The organism is Pseudomonas sp. HS-18 (assembly GCF_020401845.1).
Classification (GTDB): domain Bacteria; phylum Pseudomonadota; class Gammaproteobacteria; order Pseudomonadales; family Pseudomonadaceae; genus Pseudomonas; species Pseudomonas nitroreducens.
This window is the reverse complement of sequence record NZ_CP084413.1, coordinates 4,748,163-4,771,855: the sequence shown is the minus strand read 5'-3', so window position 1 is coordinate 4,771,855 and position 23,693 is coordinate 4,748,163. Positions and strand designations below refer to the sequence as shown.

General features: G+C 66.0%; 21 protein-coding genes. 11 read left to right on the top strand and 10 right to left on the bottom strand.

Going from position 1 to position 23,693, the window contains the following annotated elements; genetic code table 11:
• Positions 1-8: 8 nt before the first annotated feature.
• Positions 9-407, bottom strand: a complete 399-nt coding sequence (locus LDJ84_RS22190) for a YbaN family protein (protein WP_024766143.1) — start codon at positions 405-407, stop codon at positions 9-11.
• 51 nt (positions 408-458) lie between these two features.
• The gene (locus LDJ84_RS22185; protein WP_024766142.1) at positions 459-1,046 is read right to left on the bottom strand and encodes a YecA family protein; all 588 of its coding nucleotides are present in this window, start codon (positions 1,044-1,046) and stop codon (positions 459-461) included.
• Between the two features lie 196 nt (positions 1,047-1,242).
• On the opposite strand from LDJ84_RS22185, the gene recQ reads away from it, so the two are divergent.
• The 6 genes from recQ to LDJ84_RS22155 all read left to right on the top strand — a co-directional run bounded on the left by recQ (position 1,243) and on the right by LDJ84_RS22155 (position 9,179).
• The gene (gene recQ / locus LDJ84_RS22180; protein WP_226045411.1) at positions 1,243-3,387 is read left to right on the top strand and encodes a DNA helicase RecQ; all 2,145 of its coding nucleotides are present in this window, start codon (positions 1,243-1,245) and stop codon (positions 3,385-3,387) included.
• Positions 3,388-3,490: 103 nt separating this feature from the next.
• Positions 3,491-3,763, top strand: coding sequence for a hypothetical protein (locus LDJ84_RS22175; RefSeq protein ID WP_024766140.1), 273 nt, complete (start codon positions 3,491-3,493; stop codon positions 3,761-3,763).
• A gap of 67 nt (positions 3,764-3,830) precedes the next feature.
• Complete coding sequence (locus LDJ84_RS22170) at positions 3,831-5,027, top strand: sensor domain-containing diguanylate cyclase (RefSeq protein ID WP_065085948.1); 1,197 nt, start codon at positions 3,831-3,833, stop codon at positions 5,025-5,027.
• 97 nt (positions 5,028-5,124) lie between these two features.
• Positions 5,125-6,141 carry a DUF2804 domain-containing protein gene (locus tag LDJ84_RS22165; RefSeq protein WP_226045410.1) on the top strand — a complete coding sequence of 339 codons (1,017 nt, stop codon included), beginning with the start codon at positions 5,125-5,127 and terminating at the stop codon, positions 6,139-6,141.
• Between the two features lie 119 nt (positions 6,142-6,260).
• Complete coding sequence (gene slyA, locus LDJ84_RS22160; RefSeq protein WP_024766137.1) at positions 6,261-6,695, top strand: transcriptional regulator SlyA; 435 nt, start codon at positions 6,261-6,263, stop codon at positions 6,693-6,695.
• Positions 6,696-7,082: 387 nt separating this feature from the next.
• Positions 7,083-9,179, top strand: coding sequence for a FimV/HubP family polar landmark protein (locus LDJ84_RS22155; protein WP_226045409.1), 2,097 nt, complete (start codon positions 7,083-7,085; stop codon positions 9,177-9,179).
• 133 nt (positions 9,180-9,312) lie between these two features.
• On the opposite strand, the gene LDJ84_RS22150 is transcribed toward LDJ84_RS22155, so the two are convergent.
• The gene (locus tag LDJ84_RS22150; protein WP_170858263.1) at positions 9,313-11,499 is read right to left on the bottom strand and encodes a patatin-like phospholipase family protein; all 2,187 of its coding nucleotides are present in this window, start codon (positions 11,497-11,499) and stop codon (positions 9,313-9,315) included.
• 70 nt (positions 11,500-11,569) lie between these two features.
• Here LDJ84_RS22150 and LDJ84_RS22145 point away from each other — a divergent pair, with 70 nt between their 5' ends.
• Entirely contained in the window at positions 11,570-11,854 is a 285-nt protein-coding gene (locus LDJ84_RS22145; RefSeq protein ID WP_024766134.1) for a SelT/SelW/SelH family protein, read from the top strand.
• A gap of 123 nt (positions 11,855-11,977) precedes the next feature.
• The gene (gene rfaD / locus LDJ84_RS22140; RefSeq protein ID WP_226045408.1) at positions 11,978-12,970 is read left to right on the top strand and encodes an ADP-glyceromanno-heptose 6-epimerase; all 993 of its coding nucleotides are present in this window, start codon (positions 11,978-11,980) and stop codon (positions 12,968-12,970) included.
• Positions 12,971-13,285: 315 nt separating this feature from the next.
• On the opposite strand, the gene LDJ84_RS22135 is transcribed toward rfaD, so the two are convergent.
• The 3 genes from LDJ84_RS22135 to LDJ84_RS22125 form a co-directional block, all read right to left on the bottom strand.
• The gene (locus LDJ84_RS22135) at positions 13,286-14,152 is read right to left on the bottom strand and encodes a DMT family transporter (RefSeq protein ID WP_038803311.1); all 867 of its coding nucleotides are present in this window, start codon (positions 14,150-14,152) and stop codon (positions 13,286-13,288) included.
• A gap of 87 nt (positions 14,153-14,239) precedes the next feature.
• Positions 14,240-14,581, bottom strand: a complete 342-nt coding sequence (locus LDJ84_RS22130; RefSeq protein WP_037007488.1) for a tRNA-binding protein — start codon at positions 14,579-14,581, stop codon at positions 14,240-14,242.
• 74 nt (positions 14,582-14,655) lie between these two features.
• Complete coding sequence (locus tag LDJ84_RS22125) at positions 14,656-15,420, bottom strand: AraC family transcriptional regulator (protein ID WP_038803312.1); 765 nt, start codon at positions 15,418-15,420, stop codon at positions 14,656-14,658.
• Positions 15,421-15,558: 138 nt separating this feature from the next.
• Here LDJ84_RS22125 and LDJ84_RS22120 point away from each other — a divergent pair, with 138 nt between their 5' ends.
• Both LDJ84_RS22120 and LDJ84_RS22115 read left to right on the top strand, forming a co-directional pair.
• Positions 15,559-16,368, top strand: coding sequence for a UDP-2,3-diacylglucosamine diphosphatase (locus LDJ84_RS22120; protein WP_024766131.1), 810 nt, complete (start codon positions 15,559-15,561; stop codon positions 16,366-16,368).
• On the top strand, positions 16,365-17,408 hold the full coding sequence (locus LDJ84_RS22115) for a glycosyltransferase family 4 protein (protein WP_226045407.1): 1,044 nt from the start codon (positions 16,365-16,367) through the stop codon (positions 17,406-17,408). The genes LDJ84_RS22120 and LDJ84_RS22115 overlap by 4 nt, the downstream gene beginning before the upstream one ends.
• 3 nt (positions 17,409-17,411) lie before the next feature.
• Here the strand turns inward: LDJ84_RS22115 and LDJ84_RS22110 are convergent, their stop codons facing one another.
• Complete coding sequence (locus tag LDJ84_RS22110) at positions 17,412-17,660, bottom strand: hypothetical protein (protein ID WP_024766130.1); 249 nt, start codon at positions 17,658-17,660, stop codon at positions 17,412-17,414.
• A gap of 213 nt (positions 17,661-17,873) precedes the next feature.
• Here LDJ84_RS22110 and LDJ84_RS22105 point away from each other — a divergent pair, with 213 nt between their 5' ends.
• Entirely contained in the window at positions 17,874-19,007 is a 1,134-nt protein-coding gene (locus LDJ84_RS22105; RefSeq protein WP_024766129.1) for a GNAT family N-acetyltransferase, read from the top strand.
• Between the two features lie 45 nt (positions 19,008-19,052).
• On the opposite strand, the gene LDJ84_RS22100 is transcribed toward LDJ84_RS22105, so the two are convergent.
• From LDJ84_RS22100 to mprF, 3 genes are all read right to left on the bottom strand, one after another.
• Positions 19,053-19,616, bottom strand: a complete 564-nt coding sequence (locus tag LDJ84_RS22100; protein ID WP_226045406.1) for a cytochrome b — start codon at positions 19,614-19,616, stop codon at positions 19,053-19,055.
• 142 nt (positions 19,617-19,758) lie between these two features.
• Complete coding sequence (locus LDJ84_RS22095; protein ID WP_065086367.1) at positions 19,759-21,033, bottom strand: virulence factor family protein; 1,275 nt, start codon at positions 21,031-21,033, stop codon at positions 19,759-19,761.
• Between the two features lies 1 nt (position 21,034).
• The gene (gene mprF / locus LDJ84_RS22090; RefSeq protein WP_226045405.1) at positions 21,035-23,668 is read right to left on the bottom strand and encodes a bifunctional lysylphosphatidylglycerol flippase/synthetase MprF; all 2,634 of its coding nucleotides are present in this window, start codon (positions 23,666-23,668) and stop codon (positions 21,035-21,037) included.
• Positions 23,669-23,693 lie beyond the last annotated feature (25 nt).

Genomic DNA, 23,693 nt, shown 5'->3' with positions numbered 1-23,693 from the left:
CAGCGGACTCAATCCAGGCGCCGCGTCTTCGTCCGAATCAGGTAGATGCTCACCAGCGTCGCACTGGTCAGCATGAACGCCCAGGCCCAGGGGCGCTGCACGATGAACCCTGATATGAGGATGCTGCACCACATCAGGCCGATGGCGTAGACCTTGCCCTTGAGCGGGATGCCTTCGCCGTCGAGGTAGTCGCGAATCCACGGGCCGAGTTTCGGGTGGTTCACCAGCCAGTCATAGAAGCGCTGGGAGCTGCGCATGAAGCAGGCGGCGGCGAGCAGCAGGAAGGGCGTGGTGGGCAGCACCGGCAGGAAGATGCCGATCACGCCCAGTGCCACGCTGAGCCAGCCGATGCCCAGCAGGCAGTAGCGAACCCAGGCGTGACGGCTTTGGCGGATTTCTCGTGGCATCGACGTACGCGTAGCGAATCCGGAGCCGCGTTGCGCGGCTCCGGCAGTGGATCAGTGGGTGCGGGGCTTGAGCAGGGCCGGTTTCTCTTCCGGGGCCTGGCACAGCAGGAACAGGTTGGTCAGCAGTTCGGGAATCTGCGCGACCATGTCATCCACCAGTCCGCGGTCGCTGGCGATCTCGTCGAACTCGGGTTGTTCGTCGAACAGGCCGGAACCGACCATGATCGGCAGCAGCAGCTCGCTGACTTCTTCCTCGGCCTGCTCGAACCACACCGCTTCACGCAGGAACACGCCTTCCATGAAGCCGATGCACCAGCCGCGGATGTCGGAGTCGTCCGGCTCGTCGCCCAAGTAGGGTTCGCAGGGCAGCTCCAGCTCTTCGTCACCGGCCATCTGGCGGATGATGTGCGCCTTGAGCTGGAGCAGGGTCGATTCGATTTCGTTGCGCTCTTCCTCACTGCGGTAGTGCGGCGGCTCGGCGAACAGGGCGTCGATCCACTCGCGCTCCGGCACTTCCTCCGGGCAGATCGCCAGGGCGGTCAGGTAGCCGTGTGCCGCCACGTAGTCCAAGGCTTCCTCGTGCAGGTCATCGGCATCGAGAAAGACTTGCAGGCGGGACAATTGGTCGGCGAAGGACATCGGGTACTACCTCGGAGGTGATCGGTCCCGAATTGTAGTCCTTCCGGGGGCCCGCGGCAAAAGCCAAATGCCCGTGCAGCCTGAGCCGACGCGGGGTTCGGACGCATGTGACGGATTTTTCCGCAGTTTCCCGGACAAGGTGCCGGCCGTGGGCGGACGGCTTGCGTATAATGCGCGGCTTCATTCGGAGTCCCCCATGCTCGATCAGGCACTGCGCATCCTCAAAGACGTTTTCGGTTACGACGCCTTCCGCGGCAATCAGGCGCGGATCATCGAGCGCGTGGCCAGCGGCGGCGATGCCCTGGTGCTGATGCCCACCGGCGGCGGCAAGTCGCTGTGCTTCCAGGTCCCGGCGCTGCTGCGCGACGGCCTGACGGTGGTGGTCTCGCCGCTGATCGCGCTGATGGAAGACCAGGTCGCCACACTCGATGAACTGGGCGTGCCGGTGGCGGCGCTGAACTCCTCGCTGAGCCCCGAGGCCCAGCGCGAAATCGCCGCTCGCCTTCAGCGTGGCGAAATCAAGCTGCTTTATCTGGCGCCCGAGCGCCTGGTGCAGCCGCGCATGCTGGACTTCCTGCAACGCCTGGAGATCGGCCTGTTCGCCATCGACGAGGCGCACTGCGTGTCGCAGTGGGGCCATGACTTCCGTCCCGAATACCTGCAGTTGGGCCAGCTCGCCGAGCTGTTCCCGCACGTGCCGCGCATTGCCCTGACCGCCACGGCGGACATGCGCACCCGCGAGGAGATGATCCAGCGCCTGCACCTGCAGGACGCCGAGCAGTTCCTCTCCAGCTTCGACCGGCCGAACATCTTCTACCGCATCGTGCCCAAGGAGCAGCCGCGCAAGCAGTTGCTGGGCTTCCTCGCCGAGCGCCGGGGCGATGCCGGCATCGTCTACTGCATGTCGCGCAAGAAGGTCGAGGAGGTCGCCGAGTTCCTCTCCGCCCAGGGCTTCCCGGCGCTGCCTTACCACGCCGGGCTGTCCAACGACCTGCGCGCCTATCACCAGAAGCGCTTCCTCAACGAGGAAGGGCTGATCATGGTCGCCACCATCGCCTTCGGCATGGGCATCGACAAACCCAACGTGCGCTTCGTCGCGCACCTGGACCTGCCGAAAAGCCTCGAGGCGTATTATCAGGAAACCGGCCGCGCCGGCCGTGACGGCCTGCCCGCCGATGCCTGGATGGCCTACGGCCTGCAGGACGTCTTGCTGCTGCGGCAGATGATGCAGAACTCCGAGGGCGACGAGCGCCACAAGCGCGTCGAGCGGCACAAGCTCGAAGCCATGCTGGCGCTGTGCGAGGAAACCCGCTGCCGCCGCCAGGCGTTGCTGGCCTATTTCGACGAGGTGATGCCCAACCCCTGCGGCCATTGCGACATCTGCGTCGATGGCGTGGAGACCTGGGACGCCACCGAGCCCGCGCGCCAGGCGTTGTCTGCCATCTACCGCAGCGGCCAGCGCTATGGCGTCGGTCATCTGGTGGACGTGCTGCTGGGCAAGGACACCGAGAAGGTGCGCAGCGTCGGCCACCAGCACCTGGCGGTATTCGGCATCGGCAAATCCCGCGCCGAAGACGAATGGCGCACGCTGTTCCGCCAACTGGTCGCCCGTGGCTTCGCCGATGTGGACGTCGACGGCTTCAATGGCCTGCGCCTGACCGAGGCCTGCCGTCCGTTGCTGCGCGGCGAAGAGACGCTGGCCCTGCGCCGTGATCCGAAGCCGCAGCGCAACAAGTCGTCCTCTTCTGGCGGGGCCAGTTCGGCCAGCCAGCTGGTGCGCCAGGAAGAGCGCGAGATGTGGGAAGCCCTGCGCACCCTGCGGCGCAAGCTGGCGCAGGAGCACTCGGTGCCGCCCTACGTCATCTTCCCCGATGCGACGCTGCTGGAGATGCTGCGCAGCCAGCCGACCACGCTCGCCGCCATGGCTCAGGTCAGTGGCGTCGGCGCGCGCAAGCTGGAGCGCTACGGTCAGGCCTTCCTCGACGTGCTCACCGAGTCCGAGGCGGCGCCCGCCACTCCGGCACCGGTGGCCGACCTCAGCCACGAACTGGTCACCCTGGCCCGCGCCGGCATGACCCCGGCGCAGATCGCCCGCCAGCTCGATTGCAGCGAGAAGAACGTCTATAGCCTGCTGGCCGAAGCCATCGGCAAGCAGCAGCTGGGCCTGGAACAGGCGCTGGACCTGCCCGAGGAACTGCTCGGTGAAATCCAGGACGCCTTCCTCGACGAGGACGGTGAGCTGCCGCCGGTGACAGCGATCGCCGAGCTGTTCGAGGGCCGCGTCCCGCTGGGCGTTCTGCATTGCGTGCGCGCCGCCCTGCAGGCCGAGCTGGAAGTCTGATCGCGCCGAAATACGGCGTTACAGATGAAATATCAATGTGCCAGCAACGGCGCCTTTTTCCACCAGTCCTATCTGTCAGTACGGAACACTTTCGGAGTGACAGATGGCGAGCTGGGTGCGGGTAGTGGCGGGGCTGCTGGTCGTCGGACAACTCAGCGGATGTGCCAGTGGTGGCGGGCTGACCGAAGGTGGCAAGAACGCCTTAATCGGTGTAGCGGCGGTCGCGCTGGTAGCAGGGCTGGTCATCATGTCCAAGGACGATGACGACGACGATAGAGACTGCCGCAAGCATCACAATCGCTCCGAGCGCCGCTATTGCAATGGCTCCTACTACGACCACGACCGCTACCGGAACTCCCGTGACGATCGCTGGTGATTGCACTGATCCGTCAGTTTCGTGACGGGGCAAACCGACAAACTTGTGACGCACGTCCCGAACAGCTATGGTGGCACTTAGACCTCCACGAGAAGAGGTGAGCGTGCCACAACAACAAAGCTGGCTGGACGACGTCCGCTCCAATGCCTATGCCGAACAGCTCTCCCGGGGCTTTCGCCGCCTGCGTTTCGAGCCCGACCTCGAGACCCAGTACCGTCATTACCTGCTCGAAGACAGCTTCGACCTCAAGCGCACCGCGCTGACCATCGGCGTGCTGATCTGGCTGGCGCTGGCGGCCATCGATTTCCTCCTCATCCGTGGCCCCGAACACTGGCAGATGCTTGCCGTGCGCATCGGCGTGCTGGTGCTGCTGACCGTCTGCGGCGGGTTGATCCTGCAGCGTCGCCATATCCACCTGCTGGTGCCGCTGAGCCTGGCCTGCATCCTCAGCGTCGGCATCGGCGCGGCGGCAGTCGCCGGCATCGCCCACACAGTGGACCAGAGTTATCCCTACGAAGGCCTGTTGCTGGTCAGCATGGCCGCCTACTTTCTGATCGGCCTGCGCTTCGCCGAGGCGGTGGGCAGCGCTTCCGTGATCCTGCTGGCCTACGTGGGCTTCGAGTTGTATGCGGGACTGCCGTTGCCCAAGCTGATCAGCAACGTGGTCTTCCTGCTGTTCGGCAACCTGGTCGGCGCGGTGGGCTGCTACCTGCTGGACTACAAGTCCCGCCAGCATTTCCTGATCAGCCGCCTGCTCAAGGTCATGGCCGAGCACGATGCCCTGACCGGCCTGCACAACCGCCGCAGTTTCAATCGCCAGCTCGAGCGCCTGTGGCGCCAGGCGCAGCGCGAGAGCGTGGGGCTGGCACTGCTACTCTGCGATGTCGACCACTTCAAGGCCTACAACGACCGCTACGGCCACCAAGCCGGCGATGGTGTGTTGCAGCGTATCGGCGAGGTGCTCATGGCCAGCGCCCGGCGCCCGCTGGACATGGCTGTGCGCCTGGGCGGCGAGGAATTCGCCGTGCTGCTCTATGGCGCCAGCGAGCGGGAGGCGAGGGAGCGTGCCGAGGTGTTGCGCGGAGCGGTGCAGGGCCTGGGCATCGTCCACGAAGGATCGCTGACGGCGGATGAGGTGACGCTGTCCATAGGTGTCTCCTGCCTCTGGCCGGAGACAGGGCATCCGCTGCGCAGCATCTACGAGCACGCCGACCGTGCGCTCTACGAGGCCAAGGCGTTCGGGCGCAACCAGGTTGTCGCCTGATGGCCCATTCCGTCCCCCGAGCTGGCGCCGTGCGTGACTGCGGCGTGCGCAGGCGCGGTGCTAGGATTCGCCGCACCTTGCCTCCGAGCCCGCGCCCATGCAGCAGCTGATCCAGCCCAACGGCCAACCGCACTACGGCATCTTCCCCGGCACCCCGGCGACCATCAATCACCGCGACTTTGACTTCCGCTCGCCCATGGGGCGCCGTCTCGGCGCGTTGAGCAAGTGGCGCAGCTTCCACCAGTTCCAGTACTTCGGCCTGATCAGCCCGACGCTGATCGGCGGCTGCGCGCTGGCGGACCTCAGCCTGCTGTCCATCGGCTTCGTCTACCTCTACCACCCCGAGAGCGGGCGGATGATCGAGCGCCAGTTCAAGTGCCCGCTGGGCAAGGGCTCGAATTTCTCGCAGACGCCCAACGACGGTTTCTGTGAACTGCGCCAGGGGCGCAACCTGCTGCGCCTGGAGAATGGTTCCTCGCCCCTGGAAAAGCGCCTCCTGGTGGAACTGGACGACGGTACCCGCATCGACGCCCGTTTCAGCGAGGAGCAGCCAGCGTTCGAACCCATGAGTATCTGCACGCCGACGGCGGTCAACGGCTGGGTCTACGCCCGCAAGGTGGCCGGCGTGCATTGCCATGGCGAAGTGCGCAGCGCGCTGGGCGACTACGACCTGCGGGAGCTGGATGCCTACGCCCACCACGACTGGTCCGCCGGCTACATGCGCCGCGAGACGTTCTGGAACTGGGCGTGCCTGTCCGGCGAGGCGCAGGGGCGGCGTGTCGGCCTGAATCTGTCCTGCGGGGTCAACGAGACCAGCTTCACCGAGAACTGCTACTGGCTCGACGGCCAATTGGTGAAGGTCGATACGGCGCGTTTCGAGTTCGACCGCGATCATCCGCTGCAGCCCTGGACCATCCGTTCCTATGACGGCCAGGTCGAGTTGCGCTTCGAAGCCCACGGCCTGCACCAGGAACGCCTGAACCTCGGCGTGCTGGCGAGCAACTTCAAGCAGATCTTCGGGCGCTTCAGTGGCGTGCTGAAACCGGCAGGGCAGGCCGAGGTGCGTATCGACAATCTGTGGGGCTTCGTCGAAGACCAATATGCGAAATGGTGAGGCCCGAGGTCACACCCTGCGACAATCTGTCATTGTACGGGCTTGATTAGCTGGCTAATAATTAGTCAAATCAACTTAGCCGACTCATCCTCGATTCTCTCAGTAGAAAGCCCGACGCAATGTCAGATAACGATAAGCACTACTTCGGTACCCAATTGGCCCAGGCTTCGCGTGCATGGCGGGCTGAACTCGACCGCCGTCTCAGTCATCTCGGACTTTCCCAGGCGCGCTGGCTGGTGCTGCTGCACCTGGCGCGCCACTCGGCCGCCCCCACGCAGCGCGAGCTCGCGCAATCGGTCGGGGTCGAAGGTCCGACGCTGGCCAGGCTGCTGGACGGCCTCGAAGCCCAAGGTCTGGTCCGGCGGCAAGCCGTGGCCGAGGACCGTCGCGCCAAGCGTATCGCCCTGACCCCCAAGGCAGACGTGCTGATCACCGACATCGAGAATATCGCCGCCGCGGTTCGCAACGAAGTGCTGGCGGGCATTACCGAAGATGAAATCGCCCTGTGCCAGAAAACGCTCAGTCGGATTCTCGGCAATCTTGAGCGGAACTGAGCAATTCATCACGTTATTCAGGTAAAGTAGCCATTTTTCTGGCGGTCCTTTGTGGGGCCGCTGGCCATTCGCTATCCACTCCCCAACCATTCGCCGGTTTTTCGACGATTTATCTTGACCAAATCCAGCGCACCACCTAATCCGTGATATCAGACGGCCTGTACTCTGCAAGGTACAGTGGGTAGTGCGTGACGGTCTGCAGTCCGGCATGGCTTCAGGTGTGAGGACAGGTTCAGCCTGCTGCTTTCGAGTGGTCAGGGAATGGCGTGCAGACCCGGACAATGGGATGGGGTTATGGCTCGAATAAAGAGAATTCCGCTGACGCTGGCCGCACTGTCGGTTTTTGTATCCGCTCACGCGAATGCCCTCGGTCTCGGGGAAATCACGTTGCATTCCGGCCTAAACCAGCCGCTGGATGCCGAGATCGCACTGCTGCAGACCGGCGACATGACGTCCGACGAACTGGTGGCCAAGCTCGCCAGCCCCGCGGACTACGAGAATGCCGGGGTCGACCGCTTCGTGTTCCTGCAGAACCTGCGCTTCACCCCGGTGATTCGCAACGGCCGTGGCTACATCAAGGTGGTGTCCACGCAGCCGGTACACGAGCCTTACCTGAATTTCCTGATCGCCGTGGAGCGCCCCAACGGTCGCCTGCTGCGCGAGTACACCGTGCTGATCGATCCGCCGGAGTACAGCGCCAACCGCAGCCTGGCCGCCAATCTGGCGACCAGCGTGCCGGCGCCTTCGCGGGCTTCCGGGTATCGCACGGAACCTGTACGCAGGGCTCCGGCGCAACCGTCGTTGCCGGCTGGCGACGGCCGCTACACCACGGTGCGCAATGACACTTTGTGGAAGATCAGTTCGCGCCTGAGCGGCACTGGCGTTTCGCGCTCGCAACTGATGGACAGCATCGTCGCGCTGAATCCGCAGGCCTTCGTCAATGGCGATCCGCATCGACTGAAGGTCGGCCAGACGCTGATCCTGCCGCAGGGCCAGCAGCTCGCCGGTAATACTGCCGCGCCCGCTCCGCAGGCCGCTTCAACAGAAGCATCCACGCCTGCCGCGCCCGCAGCCGTTGCCCCGACCCAGGCACCGGGCAACACCGCCGCGCCGGCCGGTGGAGCCGACGCCGCCAAGGTCGAGGCCGACCTGCTCCTGGCCAACGCCCAGCGCGACCAGTTGAACCAGCGCATGGACGACATGCAGAAGCAGCTGGAGTCCCTGCAGCAGGCGTTGCAGAGCCGCGACCAGCAGGTGCAAACGCTGCAGGCCGAGCTGGATCGCCGCCAGGGCGAAGCTGCCTCGGGTAATGCCCCGGCAGCCGATGCTCCCGCGGCCAGTGCGCCAACCAATGCCATTCCCGCTGCCCCCAATGCGGTGGCGCCGGCGCAGCAGGATGCCCCGGCTGCGAGCGTTGCCCAGCCGGCGACTCCGGTGCAGGACGCGCAGGACAGCGGTTTCAACTACTGGCCATGGCTGGGCGCTGGTGCTCTCGGCGCACTGTTGGTCGGCCTGCTGTTCGCCCGCCGCAAGCGCGAGGAAAAACCGGTCGAGATGCCGCCCCTGCAGGCGGCTGCCGAGCCAGTCAGACCGCTACCGCCGGCCAAACCGCTGGCTGCTGCCGTCGTGGCCCCGGTACCGGTTCCGCATCCGGTGGTGATCGCCACTCCGGAACCGGGCGTCGCCCGGCTGCCGGCCGCCAGCGCGGACAGCCTGGAAGGTGCGGACATCTATATCGCTTACGGCCGCTTCAACCAGGCCCGCGACATGCTGCGCAAGGCCGTCAATGCCGAGCCGAACCGCCGCGAGTTGCGCATGAAGCTGCTGCTGGTGCTGGCCGAGCTGGGTGACGTGGCGGGCTTCCATGAGGAAGAGCACGCCCTGGTGGCTGTCGGCGGCGACCAGAAACAGATCGACCAGCTCAAGTCGCGTTACCCAGCGATGCTGATCCGCCCGGAAGACACTCTCCAGGCGCCCACCGGGGAGACGCTGACCGATTGGGACGATCTCGAGCTGGGCGAACCGGTGGCTGCCCCCGTGGAGCAGCCCAAGGCGGCGCAGGACCAGCCGGACTTCGCCATGAACCTCAGCGACCTGTCGCTGGACCTGGACTGGGACAAGCTCGACAACCCCTTCGAGTCGCCCAAGCAGGGCAAGGCTGCTTCCAAGGCCACCCAGGAAGTGCCATCGGACTTCCGCAGCAACCTGCATGAACTGCCGGAAATCACCGAGCTGGATCTGGGCGAGCACGGCGAGATGTTCGGTCATGGCAGCAAGGCCCAGGTGGAGGACGACCTGACCTTCGACCTGCCCGACGACATCGGCCACGAGCATGACGAGCTGCTGGCCAGCCTCGACCGTGCGCGCAAATGCATCGACCAGGGCAACCTGGAAGAAGCCTACGGCATCCTCAAGCAGGTGATCGCCAGCGGCGACTCCAAGGCCAAGGCCGAAGCGCGCGAGCTGCTGGCGCTGATTGCCTGATCCGCTGTCTGAATGAAGAAGCCCGGCACTTGCCGGGCTTTTTCATTTGCGAGAGGTCGACATTGCTTACCTCCCGAGGATCGGGCGCGAAGGCTCTTGTAGGAGCGAGCAAGCTCGCTCCTACAAGACCGGCTCAGAAGTTACGGCCCAGGTTGATGTACACCGCGTGCTCGCTGGCATCGTTCAGGCCGTAGCTGAAGGACAGCGGCCCCAGCGGTGTCTCGAAGCCCATGAGAATGCTGCCGGCGTTGACGTAGCCGGTGTCGTAGCTGTTGTCGTTGTTCCACACCCTGCCTCGCTCCAGGCTGCCGCCCAGGTAGAAGGGGAAGTCCAGCGGCAGGAAAGATCGCTCGGTCATGCGCCGGTAGTAGATGACCCGTCCGAGGCTGTAGTTCTGTCCGGCCAATGCGTCCTGGCGATAACCGGAAAGTTGCCGCGCGCCGCCGAGCAGGAAGCTCGACACCACCACCTCGGCGTCATCGATGGTGCGGCCGTAGCCGCCGCCCAGCACCCAGGTGTTGGGGCCGCTGCTCAGCGCCTTGTCCAGGCGAAAATCCCATTGCCGGTAGCGGTCGTCGTCGCCCAGGGACGGCGTGTGTTCGCGGAAGGAGGTCTGGATGTTCTCGCCTTCACGGGGGAAGTCGACGTTGTCCATGGTGTCGAAGGAGTATTTGAGCTCGGCGTAGCCTTCGGTGAAGTGGAAGTCCGGCAGGTCCTGCTCGCCCACGCGTACGTCGGCCTTGCCGAAGGCCTGGGCCACGCCGAGGCGGATCTCGCCGTTGTTGGCGATCTGCCGGCCGAGGTTCAGGCCATAGCCATAGCGCTCCAGGCGGTACTCGGCGATGGGGTCGTCGTTGTCGGTGGCCTCGACGTTCTGCGCCTCGTTGAACAGGTAGGGCGCGACGAAGTAGCGCGAGCCCACGTCCAGCGGCTGGTAGAACTCGCTATAGAGCTCCTGCTGGTCGCCGATCTGCAGGCGCGTCAGCCATTCCGCGCCGAGGCGGTTGATACCGTTCATGCGGTAGCTGCCGCCGACGTTGAAGGTGCTGTCGCCGCGCAGGTCGTCAGAGAGGTTCAGGCCCAGGCGCAGGTAGTCGGTGCCGCTGCGCTTGCCATAGGCGTGGATCACCAGCGCGTTGCCATCCTTGCGGTGCACGACCCGGTACTGGACCTGGTCGAAGTAATCCAGGCCGTAGAGGGTGCTCATGTCGCGCTGCAGGCGTTCCAGGTCCAGGTGCTCGCCCAGCGGTTGGCGAATGTAATGGAGGATGACGTCGTCGCTGACCTTGGAGTTGTTCTCCACCTCGATGCGGTCGATCACCGGCTGGCGCTCGCCCGGTGTGCGCGCCTCGTTCAGTGCCACTGCCTGGGCGTCGGCGGGTTTGCGCAGCGCTGCCAGGCGCGGGGCGAGGATGCTGGTGGCGCGGTAGCCGGCGTCGATCAGCTGCGGCACGCGGCCGAAGTCGGTTGAGCTGTAGCCACTGAGCGGCGGCTGCACCAGGATGTCGCTGGATTTCAGGGTGGCCAGCTGTGCTTCGGAGTTCTTGCGGGTCATCAGGGTGATGGACTGGTTGAGCATGTCCACCACGGTGGCCAACTGCTTGCGATCCAGCAGCGGGTTGCCGATGTCGACCACGATGACCACGTCGACGCCCATCTGCCGGGCCACGTCCACCGGGATGTTGTCGACCATGCCGCCGTCCACCAGCAGCTTGCCGTTGACCTCCACCGGCGCGAACACCGCCGGGATCGACATGCTGGCGCGGATCGCCTGGGGCAGGTGGCCCTTGCTGAACACCACTTTCTCGCCGGTGGAGATATCGGTGGCCACCGCGCGGAAGGGAATCGCCAGCTGATCGAAGTCGCGGGTATCGCTGGTGTGCACCAGCAGGCTTTCCAGCAGCATCGACAGGTTCTGCCCCTGGATGGCCCCCAGCGGCAGGCCGAGGGTGCCGTCGTCGCGGAAGCTGAGCTTCTGCTTCACCAGGAAGTCGCGGTCGTCCTGTTTGCGGCGGAAGGGCACGTCGACCCGCGGCGGCGAGTCGGACAGCGCTTCCTTCCAGTCCAGCCCCAGGGCCAGTTGTTCCAGCTCCTTGGGCGTATAGCCCGCTGCATACAGGCCGCCGATCACTGCGCCCATGCTGGTGCCGGCGATGGCGTCGACGTGGATGCCCTGTTCGTCCAGCGCCTTCAGCACACCGATGTGCGCCAGGCCGCGCGCTGCGCCGCCGGAGAGGACCAGGCCGATCTTCGGTGGAGTGTTCGCCGCCAGGGCGCCGAGGGGAAGGAGCAGGAGGAGGGCGAACAGCAGTCGGCGCATGAAGAGAAGAGTCCGGTAGGGCATTTCAGAGCGGTATTATAGGTTCGCGTCCTACTGCAGAGTCTGATTCATGTCCGAAGCCAAAGCCGAAATCGTCATCACCTATTGCACCCAGTGCCAGTGGCTGTTGCGCGCCGCCTGGCTGGCCCAGGAACTGCTGAGCACCTTTGGCGACGACCTGGGCAAGGTCAGCCTGGTGCCGGGCACGGGCGGGGTCTTCCACATCACTTGCGACGCCGAGCAGATCTGGGAGCGCAAGGTCGACGGTGGTTTCCCCGAGGCCAAGGTGCTCAAGCAGCGCGTGCGCGACCGCATCGATCCGCAGCGCGACCTGGGCCATAACGATCGCTCCTGAAGCGTCGCGGTACCGGTCGGCGGAACCATTCGATAGCTGGCTAACTTCCTTGCTTCATATCAACGGGGTACGCCGGTTCCACTTTTAGTCTGAGAGCACCCATTCTCCACAGGAGGTGCCCTCATGAGCATCATCGTCACTGGCGCCGCCGGCTTCATCGGCAGCAATCTCGTCAAGGCGTTGAACCAGCGCGGCGAGACCGACATCATCGCGGTCGATGATCTGACCGAGGGTGACAAGTTCGCCAACCTCGCCGACTGCGACATCAGCGACTACCTCGACAAGGGCGATTTCATTGCGCGCTACGCCCGCGGACGCTTCGGCGTGGTGCGTGCGCTGCTGCACCAGGGTGCCTGCTCCAGCACCATGGAGCGCGACGGGCGCTACATGATGGACAACAACTACCGCTACAGCTGCGAGTTGCTGGACGCCAGCCTGTCCCTGGGCGTGCCGTTCCTCTATGCCTCGTCGGCGGCGGTCTATGGCGGCGGCCAGGAGTTCCGCGAGACGCGCTCCTGCGAGCGGCCGCTGAACGTCTACGGCTACTCGAAGTTCCTCTTCGACCAGCGCGTGCGCAAGGTGCTGCCCACGGCGCGCACCCAGGTGGCCGGCTTCCGCTACTTCAACGTCTACGGCCCGCGCGAGCCGCACAAGGGGCGCATGGCCTCGGTGGCCTTCCACTGCTTCAACCAGTTCCGTGAGACCGGCAAGGTGAAGCTGTTCGGCGAGTACGGCGACTACCCGGCCGGCGGCCACCTGCGCGATTTCGTCTCGGTGGAGGATGTGGCCAGGGTCAACCTGCATTTCCTCGACAACCCCGAGCGCAGCGGCATCTTCAACCTCGGCAGCGGCCGTGCCCAGCCGTTCAACGACGTGGCGCTGGCGGTGATCAACACCCTGCGCGAACAGCAGGACCTGCAGCCGCTGACCCTGGATGCAGCGATCCGCGATGGACTGCTGGAGTACACCGAGTTCCCGGACGAGTTGCGCGGCAAGTACCAGTGCTACACCTGCGCCGATATCGCCTTCCTCCGCGAGGCGGGCTACCGCGCGCCGATGATGGGCGTGGAGGAAGGGGTGCAGCGTTACTGCCGGTGGTTGCTGCAACAGGCTTGATAGCCCGTGTATCGGACCTTTTACCCACTCTTTACCCAGTGCTGACGTTCCAGGCAGGGCAGACGCGCGATCATTGCGCCCAGAGCTGAAGCTGCCTCGCCCCCTCCGGCGTCGTGGAAAGGTTCACCCAATCTCGGCGCCTTATCCACAGGCACCACACCGAACAGGCCGCCTCGCAGGCTGTCGTGCGATGAATCCTTGGCAGTCCCTCCCCAGGGCAAGGTTCGAGATACGCGCGCTGCGGGGCAGCCTTCCTTTTCAGCGTATTCACTACCCGGCAAGTGCAGGAGCGAGCAAGTTCGCTCCTGCAGGTCGTTAATGCGAGCCGCGTGCGCTGAGGAAGGTCGCGAAGATGATCAGCGTGCCACCCGCCAGCATCCGCAGGCTCGGCTCCTCGCCGAACAGCACGGCGGCGAAGGCGATGCCGTAGACCGGCTCCAGGGCAAAGATCACCGCCGCCGTGCGTGCCTTGATCAGCCGCAGGCTGGCGACGAACAGGCTGTGGGCGACACCGGTGCAGAGGACGCCCAGCGCCACCAGCCACAACCAGTCCATGCCGCGAATCGCGGGCAACTCGAAGAGCACCAGCGGCAGCAGGCAGGCGATGATCGTCAGGTTCTGGCACAGCGCCGCCTGGATTGGGTCGATCCCGCGCACGCTGACCCGGTTGGCCAGCGACAGCAGGGCGAACAGCAGCCCGGAGAGGGTTCCCCAGAGCAGGCCAGCGGTGGCGCCGTCGCGCAGGTCCAGTGTCGGCGTGACCATCACCAGGCCGATGCACACCAGCGCCACCACCAGGTATTCACCCTTGCGGATGCGTTCGCGGAACAGCAGGCCTTCCAGCAGCACGGTGAAGGCGGGGAAGCTGGCGAAGCCGAGGGTGGCGACCGCCACGTTGCCGACTTTCACGGCGAGGAAGAACGTCAGCCAGTGGGTGCACAGCAGCACGCCGCCACCCAGCAGCATGGCGGCCTGTTTCAGCGTAGGTCGCTTCTGCTGCCGCAGATGCCCGGCGAAAACCGCTGCCAGCGACAGCGAGCCGAACAGCGCGCGGCCGAAGACGATGACCAGGGGGCCGGCGAGGATGAGTTTGCCGAAGATGCCGGACAGCCCGAACATCAGGGCGCCGATGTGCAGGCCGATCAGGGCGCCGCGGGGTGTGAGTTGGGTAATGCGATTCATGCCTGAGCTTCCGCCGATTGCTGTGGCGGGGCCTTGTCGGGAAAGAGGCAAGCGCGCCGGGCCGGCTGGCGCGCGGTGAGTCAAAGATCAGGCCAGCCGCGCGCCATTGGGCAGCGGCTTGTCGAAACCGGCAAGCACCACCTTGTCGTCGCTGTCGTAGGCGCCGGTGACCAGCACTTCCGAGCGCACGCCAGCGATGGATTTGGGTTCGAAGTTGCACACGCAGAGCACCTGGCGGCCGATCAGCTCGTTGGCTTCATAGTGCGCGGTGATCTGTGCGCTGGAGGTCTTGATCCCCAGCGGGCCGAGGTCGACCTGGAGGATGTAGGCGGGCTTGCGCGCCTTCACGTTGGGTTCGGCCTGGACGATGGTGCCCACGCGCAGTTCGACGCGCTCGAAATCCTGCCACTCGATAGTGTCTGCCGACATCGCTGCTCCCGTTGGGTTATTGGGTTCGATGGCCGGCAGTCTAGGCGCTGGGCGCGCGGCTGTCTGTCGCGCGGCTAGCGGGAATTGTCGCGCGCCTCCTGGCGAAGCTGGCGCGCGGTGGTGCCGAACTGGCGCACCAGCGCGGCGGTGAAGGCGCTCTGCGAGGCGTAGCCGACCTGTGCGGCAATCTCGCCGACCGATTGGTGCGAACCGCGCAGCAGGTCGCGGCCCAACTGCAGGCGGCGCTGGCGCACGTAGTCCATGGGCGTCTGCCCCGTCTCGGCGAGGAAGCGGGCATGGAAGCGCGCAGCGGAAAGCCCGGCGAGCCGCGCCAGGTCGGCCACCTGCAGCGGGTGCGCGGCGTGGCGGTCGATGTAGCTGTCGAGGCTGGCCAAGGGCAATTGCGTAGGTTCCTCCACGCGCTGCTGGCCGGCGGCGAGGCTGGCGAGCAGGAGGATCGCACCCTGGCGCGCCAGCACCGGGTCATGCAGGGGGCTGCCGGCCAGCCAGTGCACCAGTTGCGCCTGGTCGTTGTTGAGCAGGCGCTGGCCGGGGGTTTCCAGCAGGCGGCGGCCGGCGTCGCTGTGCAGGCCCAGGGCGGCGAGCAGGTTATCTTCGTCCTCCAGATCGACCACCAGGCAGCGGCTGCCGTCGGGGCTGGCGCAGGCGTGGTGCTCGTCACGCGGCACCACGGCGAAAGTCTGCCGGGTCACCAGGCTGCCGCGTCCGCCCACTTCGAAATCCAGGCTGCCGGACAGCCCAAGCACCAGCTGCGCATGGCTGTGGCTATGGGCGAGATGGTCGTGGCTGTAGTGGCGCAGGGAGAGGATCGGGTTCATGCGAACTGCTTTCCGAAGCTGGCGGGCAGGTGGACAGTCTAGCGCGCCGCGGCCTGTCACGGGACTGTCGCCAGTCGGTCATGTTCGCTTCACCGCGGCGGCCGACACTCGGAGAAACCCCTCTGGAGGTCGCCGACGATGAGCAGCGCGCAACGCATGACGCCGACGAAGAAACAACGGGTGCGGACCCTGTGGATATCCGATGTCCACCTCGGCACCCGCGACTGCCAGGCCGAGCATCTGGCCGGCTTCCTCAAGCGCTACCACGCCGACCGCATCTACCTGGTGGGCGACATCATCGACGGCTGGAAGCTGCGCGGCGGCATCTACTGGCCGCAGGCGCACACCAACGTGATCCGCCGCCTGCTGACCATGAGCAAGCGAGGCACCGAGGTGATCTACGTGACCGGCAACCACGACGAGTTCCTGCGCCGCTATTCCTCGCTGCTGCTGGGCAACATCCGCCTGGTCGACGAGATCGTCCACACCACCGCCGACGGCCGCCAGTTGCTGGTGATCCACGGTGACCAGTTCGACGTCATCACGCGCTACCACAAGTGGCTGGCCTTCCTCGGCGACTCCGCCTACGAGTTCACCCTGACGCTTAACCGCTGGCTGAATCACTGGCGCAGCCGCTATGGCTACGGCTACTGGTCGCTGTCGGCGTACCTCAAGCACAAGGTGAAGACAGCGGTGAACTTCATCAGCGACTTCGAGGAAGCCATCGCCCACGAGGTGCACAAGCGCGGCCTCAACGGCGTGGTCTGCGGGCACATCCACCACGCGGAAATCCGCCAGATCGGCGAGGTGGAATACCTCAATTGCGGTGACTGGGTGGAATCCTGCTCGGCGCTGATCGAGCACTGGGATGGCAGCATCGAGCTTTACCGCCTGGCCGAGGAACCGGTGCGCGCCGAGGCGCCTGCGGTGGTCGAGTCGGCGGCATGAGGCTGCTGATCGTCACCGATGCCTGGCTGCCGCAGGTCAACGGCGTGGTCACCAGCCTCCGGGCACTGGTGGCCGAGCTGGAGGAAATGGGGCACAGGGTCGGCCTGATCACCCCGCAGGATTTTCGTCACCGGCCTTGCCCGAGCTACCCGGAAATCCCCCTGGCGTGGAACCTGTGGACAGTCGGCGAGAAGATCGCCGACTTCGCCCCGGACTGCATCCACCTCGCCACGGAAGGCCCGCTGGGCTGGGCTGCACGGCGCTGGCTGGTGCGCCGCGGGATGAAGTTCAGCAGCGCCATCCATACGCGCTTTCCCGAATACGTGAACACTCGCTGGCCCTGGCTGCCGCTGGCCTGGGGCTATGCCTTCCTGCGCCGCTTCCATGCACCGAGCCAGGCCGTGCTGGTGAGCAGCGAGCGCATGCGCGGAGCTTTCGCCGATCACGCTTTCGACAATCTGGCGCTGTGGCGCAAGGGCGTGGATCTCCAGCGTTTTCAGCCGGGGGAGGGCGCACCGCTCCAGGAGCCGATATTCCTCTATGTCGGCCGGCTGGCGCGGGAGAAGAATCTCGAAGCCTTCCTCGCGCTCGACCTGCCGGGACGCAAGCGCGTGGTGGGCGACGGCCCGCAGCGCGCGGAGCTGCAAGCGGCTTATCCACAGGCGGAGTTCCTCGGCTATCGCCACGGCGACGAACTGGCGGAGGCCTATCGCAGCGCCAGTGTGCTGGCCTTCCCATCGCTGACCGATACCCTCGGCCTGGTGATGGTCGAGGCGCTGGCGTGCGGTACGCCAGTGGCGGCGTTCCCGGTGACGGGGCCGCTGGATGTCCTGGAGGAAGGCGTCACCGGGGTGATGGACGCGGATCTGCGCAGCGCCTGTCTGCGGGCGCTGGAGCTGGATCGCCAGGCCTGCGCGCAGTGGGCGCGCGGGCAGACCTGGCGGGCATCCGCGCAGGAGTTCCTGGCGCTTCAGGTAAGCCTGACGCCATTGCCAGTCGGTGCGCCGGTCAGCGAAGAACCGGGCTACGTGAACAGCTAGAGATCAGAACAGCCGACGGTCGTGGTCCAGATTCTGGTCCACCAGCCATTTGCCGTGGGCGATGGAAGCGTGCTGGGCCTTCTGCAGATCCGACATGAAGGCAAACTCCACCGGTAGCGTCTTGCGTTTGGTGGTCTGGCCGTCCGGGGCGGTGATGTGGCAACCGCCGGCCCAGGGAGTGGGCAGGCCGGGATGCTCGACGACATCGGCGGTGATGGTGTACTTGCGGTACTCGCATTGCATCAGGCTCATGGGGCGTCCTCCTGGCAGGTCGCCAACAGCCCGCGAGGGCGTGTGGCGAGCGGAACGGAGCTGGCGTCGTGCGCCGGCAAGCCTTGCTAATCCCCAACATAGACCACTCTGCCGGCCTCTCCGGCGGATACCGACGAACGTGAATGTCACCGGCGTGCGAGTTTTCCCGCTTGAATCTTCCCTTCGCTCGCGCCTCGCGCCAGACTGTCGGCCATGCCTATCCAGACCCTTTCCCGCCTTGCCGAAGTCGACGCCCGCCAGTGGGACGCCCTGCTGCCGGACGACCAGCCGTTCCTGCGCCATGGCTTTCTCTCCGCCCTGGAGGAAAGCGGCAGCGTCGGCGGCCGCAGCGGCTGGAAACCTTCCCACCGGGTGCTGCTGGCCGACGATGGCCGTCTGCTCGCCGCGGCGCCGGCCTATCTGAAAAGCCATTCCTACGGCGAGTACGTATTTGACTGGAGCTGGGCGGATGCCTGCCTGCGCGCCGGCATTCCCTACTATCCCAAGCTGCTGGTGGGCATTCCCTTCACACCGGTCGGCGGCGCTCGCCTGCTCGGCGCGCCGGACGCGGCGCTGAGCCTGGTCGGCGCGCTGGCGGGCGAGGTGGACGAAGGGCATTGCTCCGGCGTGCACGTGAATTTCACCGATGCTGCCGCCGATGCCCTGCTGGACGCTGCAGACGGTTGGCTGGAGCGCCTGGGTTGCCAGTACCACTGGAGCAACCGCGGCTACCGCGACTTCCAGGACTTTCTCGATGCACTCAGCTCACGCAAGCGCAAGCAGATCCGCAAGGAGCGCGAGCAGGTCGCCGGGCTGGGGCTGGATTTCGTCTGGATGGAAGGGCACGAGCTGTCCGAAGCGCACTGGGACTTCGTCTATGCCTGCTACAGCAGCACCTATGAGGTCCGCGGGCAGGCGCCCTACCTGAGCCGGGCGTTCTTCAGCCTGATCGGCGAGCGTATGCCCGAGGCGATCCGCGTGGTCTTCGCTCACCAGAATGGCCGGCCCGTGGCCATGGCTTTCAGTCTGCTCGGCGGCGATACATTGTACGGCCGCTACTGGGGCTGCCTGGCGGAGTTCGACCGCCTGCACTTCGAGACCTGTTTCTACCAGGGCCTGGACTTCGCCATCGGCCACGGCCTCCAGCGCTTCGACGCCGGAGCGCAGGGCGAGCACAAGCTGATCCGTGGCTTCGAGCCGGTGATCACCCGCTCCTGGCACCGCCTGGGACATCCCGGACTGCGCGAGGCGGTGCAGGAGTTCCTGATAGGGGAGAGGGCGGGCATCCTGGCCTATGCCGAGGAGGCCCGTGCTGCGCTGCCCTATCGTCAGGACTGCACTTCGTAGGAGCAGACCTTGCTCACGGCTGGTCGGCGCTGCGCGGCGGGGCGATTACTCCGGCTTTGCCTCGCCCTTGCCCGGCAGCATGCGCACCAGGGTGTTGTCGCGGCTGATGTAGTGGTGGAACAGCGCGGCCAACGCGTGGATACCGATCAGCCAGTAGCCGAGCACGGCGATGGTTTCATGCCAGTACTTCACCTGCTTGGCCAGGTCCGGGTTCTTGTCCACCAGGTGCGGCAGCTCCATGCCCCAGAACGGCACCGGCTTGTCGGCGGCGCTGAGGATGATCCAGCCGGCCAGCGGCAGGCCGATCATGAGGCCGTACAGTGCCAAGTGCGCGAGCTTTGCCAGCGCCATCTGCCAGGCCGGCGGTGCCGGAACGATGGGCGGTGTGGGGTAGATGAAGCGGCCGATCAGGCGCAGCCAGACCAGCACGAACACACTCAGGCCGAGCATGAAGTGCCATTGGGAGAACAGCGCGCGGGTGTCGCTGCCTTTGGGGAAATTGGTGCGATATTCCATGCAGAAGTACACGGCGGCGATCAGCACCAGCATGATCCAGTGCAGGGCAATGGACAGGCTGCCGTAACGGGACGTGGTCTTGGACAGGCTCATGACGGTTCCTTGTTTGGCTCGGTTATCGTGACGCCCCGTTCTGGCGACGGGCTTGTCAGTCTGAGCATAGAACCTTAAATGTGCCTGAAACACCATGAAGGCAAAGTGAAAGGGCCGCTATGTGCGGCCCTTTTGACGTCGGTCAGCCTTCGTCGTCGGCTGACTGGCGGGAGCGGATGGCATTCACCAGTCTTTTGGCCAAGGCCGGGTAGTCCTCGTCGAAGTGGTGCCCGCCGGGCAACTGCAGGTTCTCGCCCACGGCCTGGGGCTGGGTGCAGCCGCTCTCGTCCTTTTCTTCCACGCCGTACACGCAGAGCACCTTCGGTCCGGGCAGGCGCGCCATTTCCGGGCCGGTGGAAGCTTCCTGGCCGGCCTTGCCGAGCCAGCCCTGCACCTCGATCTCGAAGCTGCCGCTGCGGGCGAAGGCCAGCAGGATCACCGAGCTGACGTCCTTCTTGGCGTCCGCCGGCAGGCGGTTGTAGATCGCCGGCAGCACGTCGGCGCCGAACGAGTAGCCGGCCAGCACGAAGTGCTTGGCGCCCCACTTCTCGCGATAGTGCTGCATCAGCAGAGCAAGGTCGGCGGCGCTCTGTTCCGGGGTCTTGTGCTCCCAGAAGTAGCGCAGGGCATCGACGCCCACCACGGGGTAGCCGAGCTCGGCCATCTGCGCGGCGACGTCGCGGTCGAGGTCGCGCCAGCCGCCATCGCCCGAATAGAACAGCGTGACGGTTTCCGAGGGCTTGGCGGCCGGGACTTCCACCACCGGCACGTTATCGCCGCCACCTTGCAGCTGCTGGCGCAGTTGATCGGCGAGGACCTTGGGCAGCGGCGTGTCGTAGTCGGTGATCACCGTTTCGGCGTTTTTCAGGCCTCGGGCGAAGCGCGCGCTGGCATCGTCCGGGTTGTCATTCCAGGCAGCCAGCCAGTGGCCGTGCGGAGCGGTCTGCGGCAGAGGCGAGGCGGCGCAGTCGGGTTTCTCCAGAGAGAAGCCCACGGACAGCGCCTTGGCCTTGTCGTCGGTCTGCCCGGCGAGCCAGCGGAAGGCCCAGGCGCTGCCGGGGCCGATGCCGGCGACCAGGGTCGGCTGGCCGTCGAGCAGCTCACCAGCGGCCTGGATGCGAGCCTGCTGGGCCTTGCAGTCGTTCTCTGGGAAGACGAACTGCACCACACGGGCGCCGCTGTCGTGGGCCAGGGCTAGCAACTGGGCGTCGTCCAGTTTCTGGTCGGCCTGCACGGCCAGCAGCACGCGTGCATTGGGCTGCTTGCCGGGGTTGGCCAGGCTGGCGGCGCTGCCGTCGGGCAACTGGCGGTGGTCCAGGGAGGCCTGCGGGGCCGGGCGGCTCCATAGCAGCAGGCCGACGGCAATGACGATCAGCAGGAGAAGGGCGAGCAGGTGTCGCCAGCGTCGTTTCAACATATCAGCGTTTTACCAATCCACTCAGGCCGCCCGCGATGAGGGCGGCTGTGTCGGCCAGGGCCACCAGCGGATCCAGTCCGGCGGGCACGGCCAGGTAACGGGGTTCCCAGTCGGGCTGGAACTTGTCCTTGAAGCGACGCAGCCCCTGGAAGTTGTAGAACTGCTCACCCCGGCGAAAGACCAGCGCGCCGAGACGTTGGGTCAGCGGGGCGCCGCGGCGCGGCTGCAAGCCGGCCAGGGGCACCATGCCGAGGCTGAAGCGGGTATGCCCGCTCTCCTTGTAATGCAGGATCAGGCCGAGCATGAGGAACTCCATGGTCAGCTTGGGCGCATCGGGGACGACGCGCATCAGGTCGATGCTCGCCAGTTCCTTGCCGGACGTTTCCAGCAGGTTGGCGAAAGCCACGGCGCGGCCCTGGAAACGGACCACGACGATGCGGAAATAGTGCAGGTATTCAGGGGTGAAGCGGCCGAGGGAGAAGCCTTTCTCGCGGACGTTCTTGCCGCCCAGCCAGGCATCGGAGATGGCGCGCAGCTCCTCCATCGGCGCCTGGCCGGCGTCGTGGAACTCCAGGCTGAGGCCGTCGCGCTGGCCGCGGTTCCAGGTGTAGCGCAGGTCTTTCATCTCCTTGCCCTTGCTCTCCAGGTCGAAGCGGCGTAGGTCGACCCGTGCTTCTTCGCCGAGCTTGAGCGCGGTCAGGCCGATATCCATGTACAGCGGCAGGTTCTCCGCTCGCACCTGGTAGAACACCGGGCGGGCGTGGTGCAGGTCGCAAAGGTCGCGGAATTGCCAGATCAGCTCCGCGCGGGCCTGTGCCGGGCCGATCGGATCGAACAGCGCCACCAGGCTGCGGCCGCGGCGGGCATACATCAGGAAGGCGTCGTTGCCCTCATGGAACAGCAGCGCCTTGTCGCCGGACAGGGCCAGGCCGCCGTCGGGCTGGGCGGAGTTGGACAGGATGCCGGCTGCGCTGTCCAGCTCCTCGCGTGTGGGCGCGTGGATCGCCGGCGGCGCGGTGCGCAGCAGCCAGTACAGCGCCAGGGCGGCCAGCAGCAGGCAACTGCCCAGGGCGGCGCGCAGGCCGCGCGGGGCATCGGCGTCCAGGGCGAACTGCCACCAGAGCTCATGGCTGTAAGGTACGTCCTGGTAGGCGAACAGCAGCAGCCAGATGGAAGCGGCGATGACGCACGCGGCTGCGCCCAGGTACAGCGGCGAGAAGGGCAGGTCCATCAGGCGGCTGCGACGATAGAAGGCGCTGCGGAAGATCACCAGCAGGGCGGCGGTGAAGCTGAGGATCAGGGCTTCTTCCCAGTCGAAGCCTTTAAGGAGCGACAAGGCAGCGCCGGCGATCAGCAGGCCGAGGGTCAGCGCCCAGGCAGCGGAGAGGCGACGGCGCAGACCATAGGCGAGCAGCAGGCAGAGCACACCGATCAGGCTGGCGGCCAGGTGTGAGGCGTCGATCAGGCGGTGCGGGACGAGGAAGCCGACTTCGTCGAGGCGGGTATCGATGGACGGTGTAGCGCCGGAGAACAGCAGCACGATGCCGGAGATGAACACCAGCAGCGAGAGGATCTGCGCGGCAAAGCCGGAGGTGATCCGTACCGCCTGCTTGGCCACCAGGATGCGGCGTGCCTCGAGGAACAGCAGCAGCAGGCAGGCGACGATCAGCGGCAGTACGACATAGATCAGGCGATAGAGCAGCAGCGCCGCGGCGAGCGGTGCGGCACCCAGTTGCCCGGCGAAGGCGGCCAGCAGTACGGCCTCGAATACGCCGACGCCACCGGGGACGTGGCTGAGCACGCCAGCCGCCAGGGCGATCAGGTAGACCAGCAGGAAGGCGCCGAAGGGCGGGGCCTCGGGCAGCAGCAGATAGAGCACGGTGGCGGCAGCGGCAACGTCCAGCGCGGTGATCAGCAGTTGCAGCAGCGACAGCCGCAGGCCGGGCAGGCGCAGCGTGCGGCGGCCGACGCGAACCAGATGGCTGTCCGGCGAGGGTTGCTCCGGCAGGCGGCGACGTTCGATAGCCACTACCAGCAGCAGGCAGAAGGCGATGATGCCCAGCGCGAGGACAGCCACCAGCCACTGTGGCAGGTGCAGGGCCAGCGATGCGTCCGCGAGGTCGCTCAGCGCGGCCACGGCTGCCAGCACTGGCAAGGCGCAGCCCAGCGAGAGGCTGGCAAACAGGGTCATCAGCGCGACGTCGCCGGCGCCCAGTCCCAGCCGGGCATAGAGGCGATAGCGCACCGAACCGCCGGACAGCATCGACAGCCCCACGGCATTACCGATGGCAAAGGCGGAGAAGCCGCCGGTCAGCAGTGCCGGGGTGGGTAGTTTCACACCGGCGAAGCGGCTGGCCGACCATTCATAGCCGAGCAGGAAGATGAAGCCTACGACGGTGGCCGCGAACGCGCCGGCCAGCGCGGTGGTCGGCACATCGAGCAGGGCGTCGTGCAGGGAATAGGCGTCGATGTCGCGCAGCAGGTGGTAGCAGGCGATCAACGCCAGGCTGAACAGCACCAGGGTTACGCCCAGGCCGAGTGCCTGGCGGTTGGCGTTGATCCAGTCGAGCCATGCCGCTCGTGGCGTGGCTTCGTCGGGGGCAGGTGTATCGGGTGTGGCAGGGTTGGCGCTCATCGGGCACCTCTAACGATCCTGCGCG

What these genes read in the sequence shown, in the direction of transcription:
- LDJ84_RS22190 (WP_024766143.1), bottom strand. Translation starts at nt 407, where the DNA reads ATGCCACGAGAAATCCGCCAAAGCCGTCACGCCTGGGTTCGCTACTGC.
- LDJ84_RS22185 (WP_024766142.1), bottom strand. Translation starts at nt 1,046, where the DNA reads ATGTCCTTCGCCGACCAATTGTCCCGCCTGCAAGTCTTTCTCGATGCC.
- recQ (WP_226045411.1), top strand. Translation starts at nt 1,243, where the DNA reads ATGCTCGATCAGGCACTGCGCATCCTCAAAGACGTTTTCGGTTACGAC.
- LDJ84_RS22175 (WP_024766140.1), top strand. Translation starts at nt 3,491, where the DNA reads ATGGCGAGCTGGGTGCGGGTAGTGGCGGGGCTGCTGGTCGTCGGACAA.
- LDJ84_RS22170 (WP_065085948.1), top strand. Translation starts at nt 3,831, where the DNA reads ATGGTGGCACTTAGACCTCCACGAGAAGAGGTGAGCGTGCCACAACAA.
- LDJ84_RS22165 (WP_226045410.1), top strand. Translation starts at nt 5,125, where the DNA reads ATGCAGCAGCTGATCCAGCCCAACGGCCAACCGCACTACGGCATCTTC.
- slyA (WP_024766137.1), top strand. Translation starts at nt 6,261, where the DNA reads ATGTCAGATAACGATAAGCACTACTTCGGTACCCAATTGGCCCAGGCT.
- LDJ84_RS22150 (WP_170858263.1), bottom strand. Translation starts at nt 11,499, where the DNA reads ATGCGCCGACTGCTGTTCGCCCTCCTCCTGCTCCTTCCCCTCGGCGCC.
- LDJ84_RS22145 (WP_024766134.1), top strand. Translation starts at nt 11,570, where the DNA reads ATGTCCGAAGCCAAAGCCGAAATCGTCATCACCTATTGCACCCAGTGC.
- rfaD (WP_226045408.1), top strand. Translation starts at nt 11,978, where the DNA reads ATGAGCATCATCGTCACTGGCGCCGCCGGCTTCATCGGCAGCAATCTC.
- LDJ84_RS22135 (WP_038803311.1), bottom strand. Translation starts at nt 14,152, where the DNA reads ATGAATCGCATTACCCAACTCACACCCCGCGGCGCCCTGATCGGCCTG.
- LDJ84_RS22130 (WP_037007488.1), bottom strand. Translation starts at nt 14,581, where the DNA reads ATGTCGGCAGACACTATCGAGTGGCAGGATTTCGAGCGCGTCGAACTG.
- LDJ84_RS22125 (WP_038803312.1), bottom strand. Translation starts at nt 15,420, where the DNA reads ATGAACCCGATCCTCTCCCTGCGCCACTACAGCCACGACCATCTCGCC.
- LDJ84_RS22120 (WP_024766131.1), top strand. Translation starts at nt 15,559, where the DNA reads ATGAGCAGCGCGCAACGCATGACGCCGACGAAGAAACAACGGGTGCGG.
- LDJ84_RS22115 (WP_226045407.1), top strand. Translation starts at nt 16,365, where the DNA reads ATGAGGCTGCTGATCGTCACCGATGCCTGGCTGCCGCAGGTCAACGGC.
- LDJ84_RS22110 (WP_024766130.1), bottom strand. Translation starts at nt 17,660, where the DNA reads ATGAGCCTGATGCAATGCGAGTACCGCAAGTACACCATCACCGCCGAT.
- LDJ84_RS22105 (WP_024766129.1), top strand. Translation starts at nt 17,874, where the DNA reads ATGCCTATCCAGACCCTTTCCCGCCTTGCCGAAGTCGACGCCCGCCAG.
- LDJ84_RS22100 (WP_226045406.1), bottom strand. Translation starts at nt 19,616, where the DNA reads ATGAGCCTGTCCAAGACCACGTCCCGTTACGGCAGCCTGTCCATTGCC.
- LDJ84_RS22095 (WP_065086367.1), bottom strand. Translation starts at nt 21,033, where the DNA reads ATGTTGAAACGACGCTGGCGACACCTGCTCGCCCTTCTCCTGCTGATC.
- mprF (WP_226045405.1), bottom strand. Translation starts at nt 23,668, where the DNA reads ATGAGCGCCAACCCTGCCACACCCGATACACCTGCCCCCGACGAAGCC.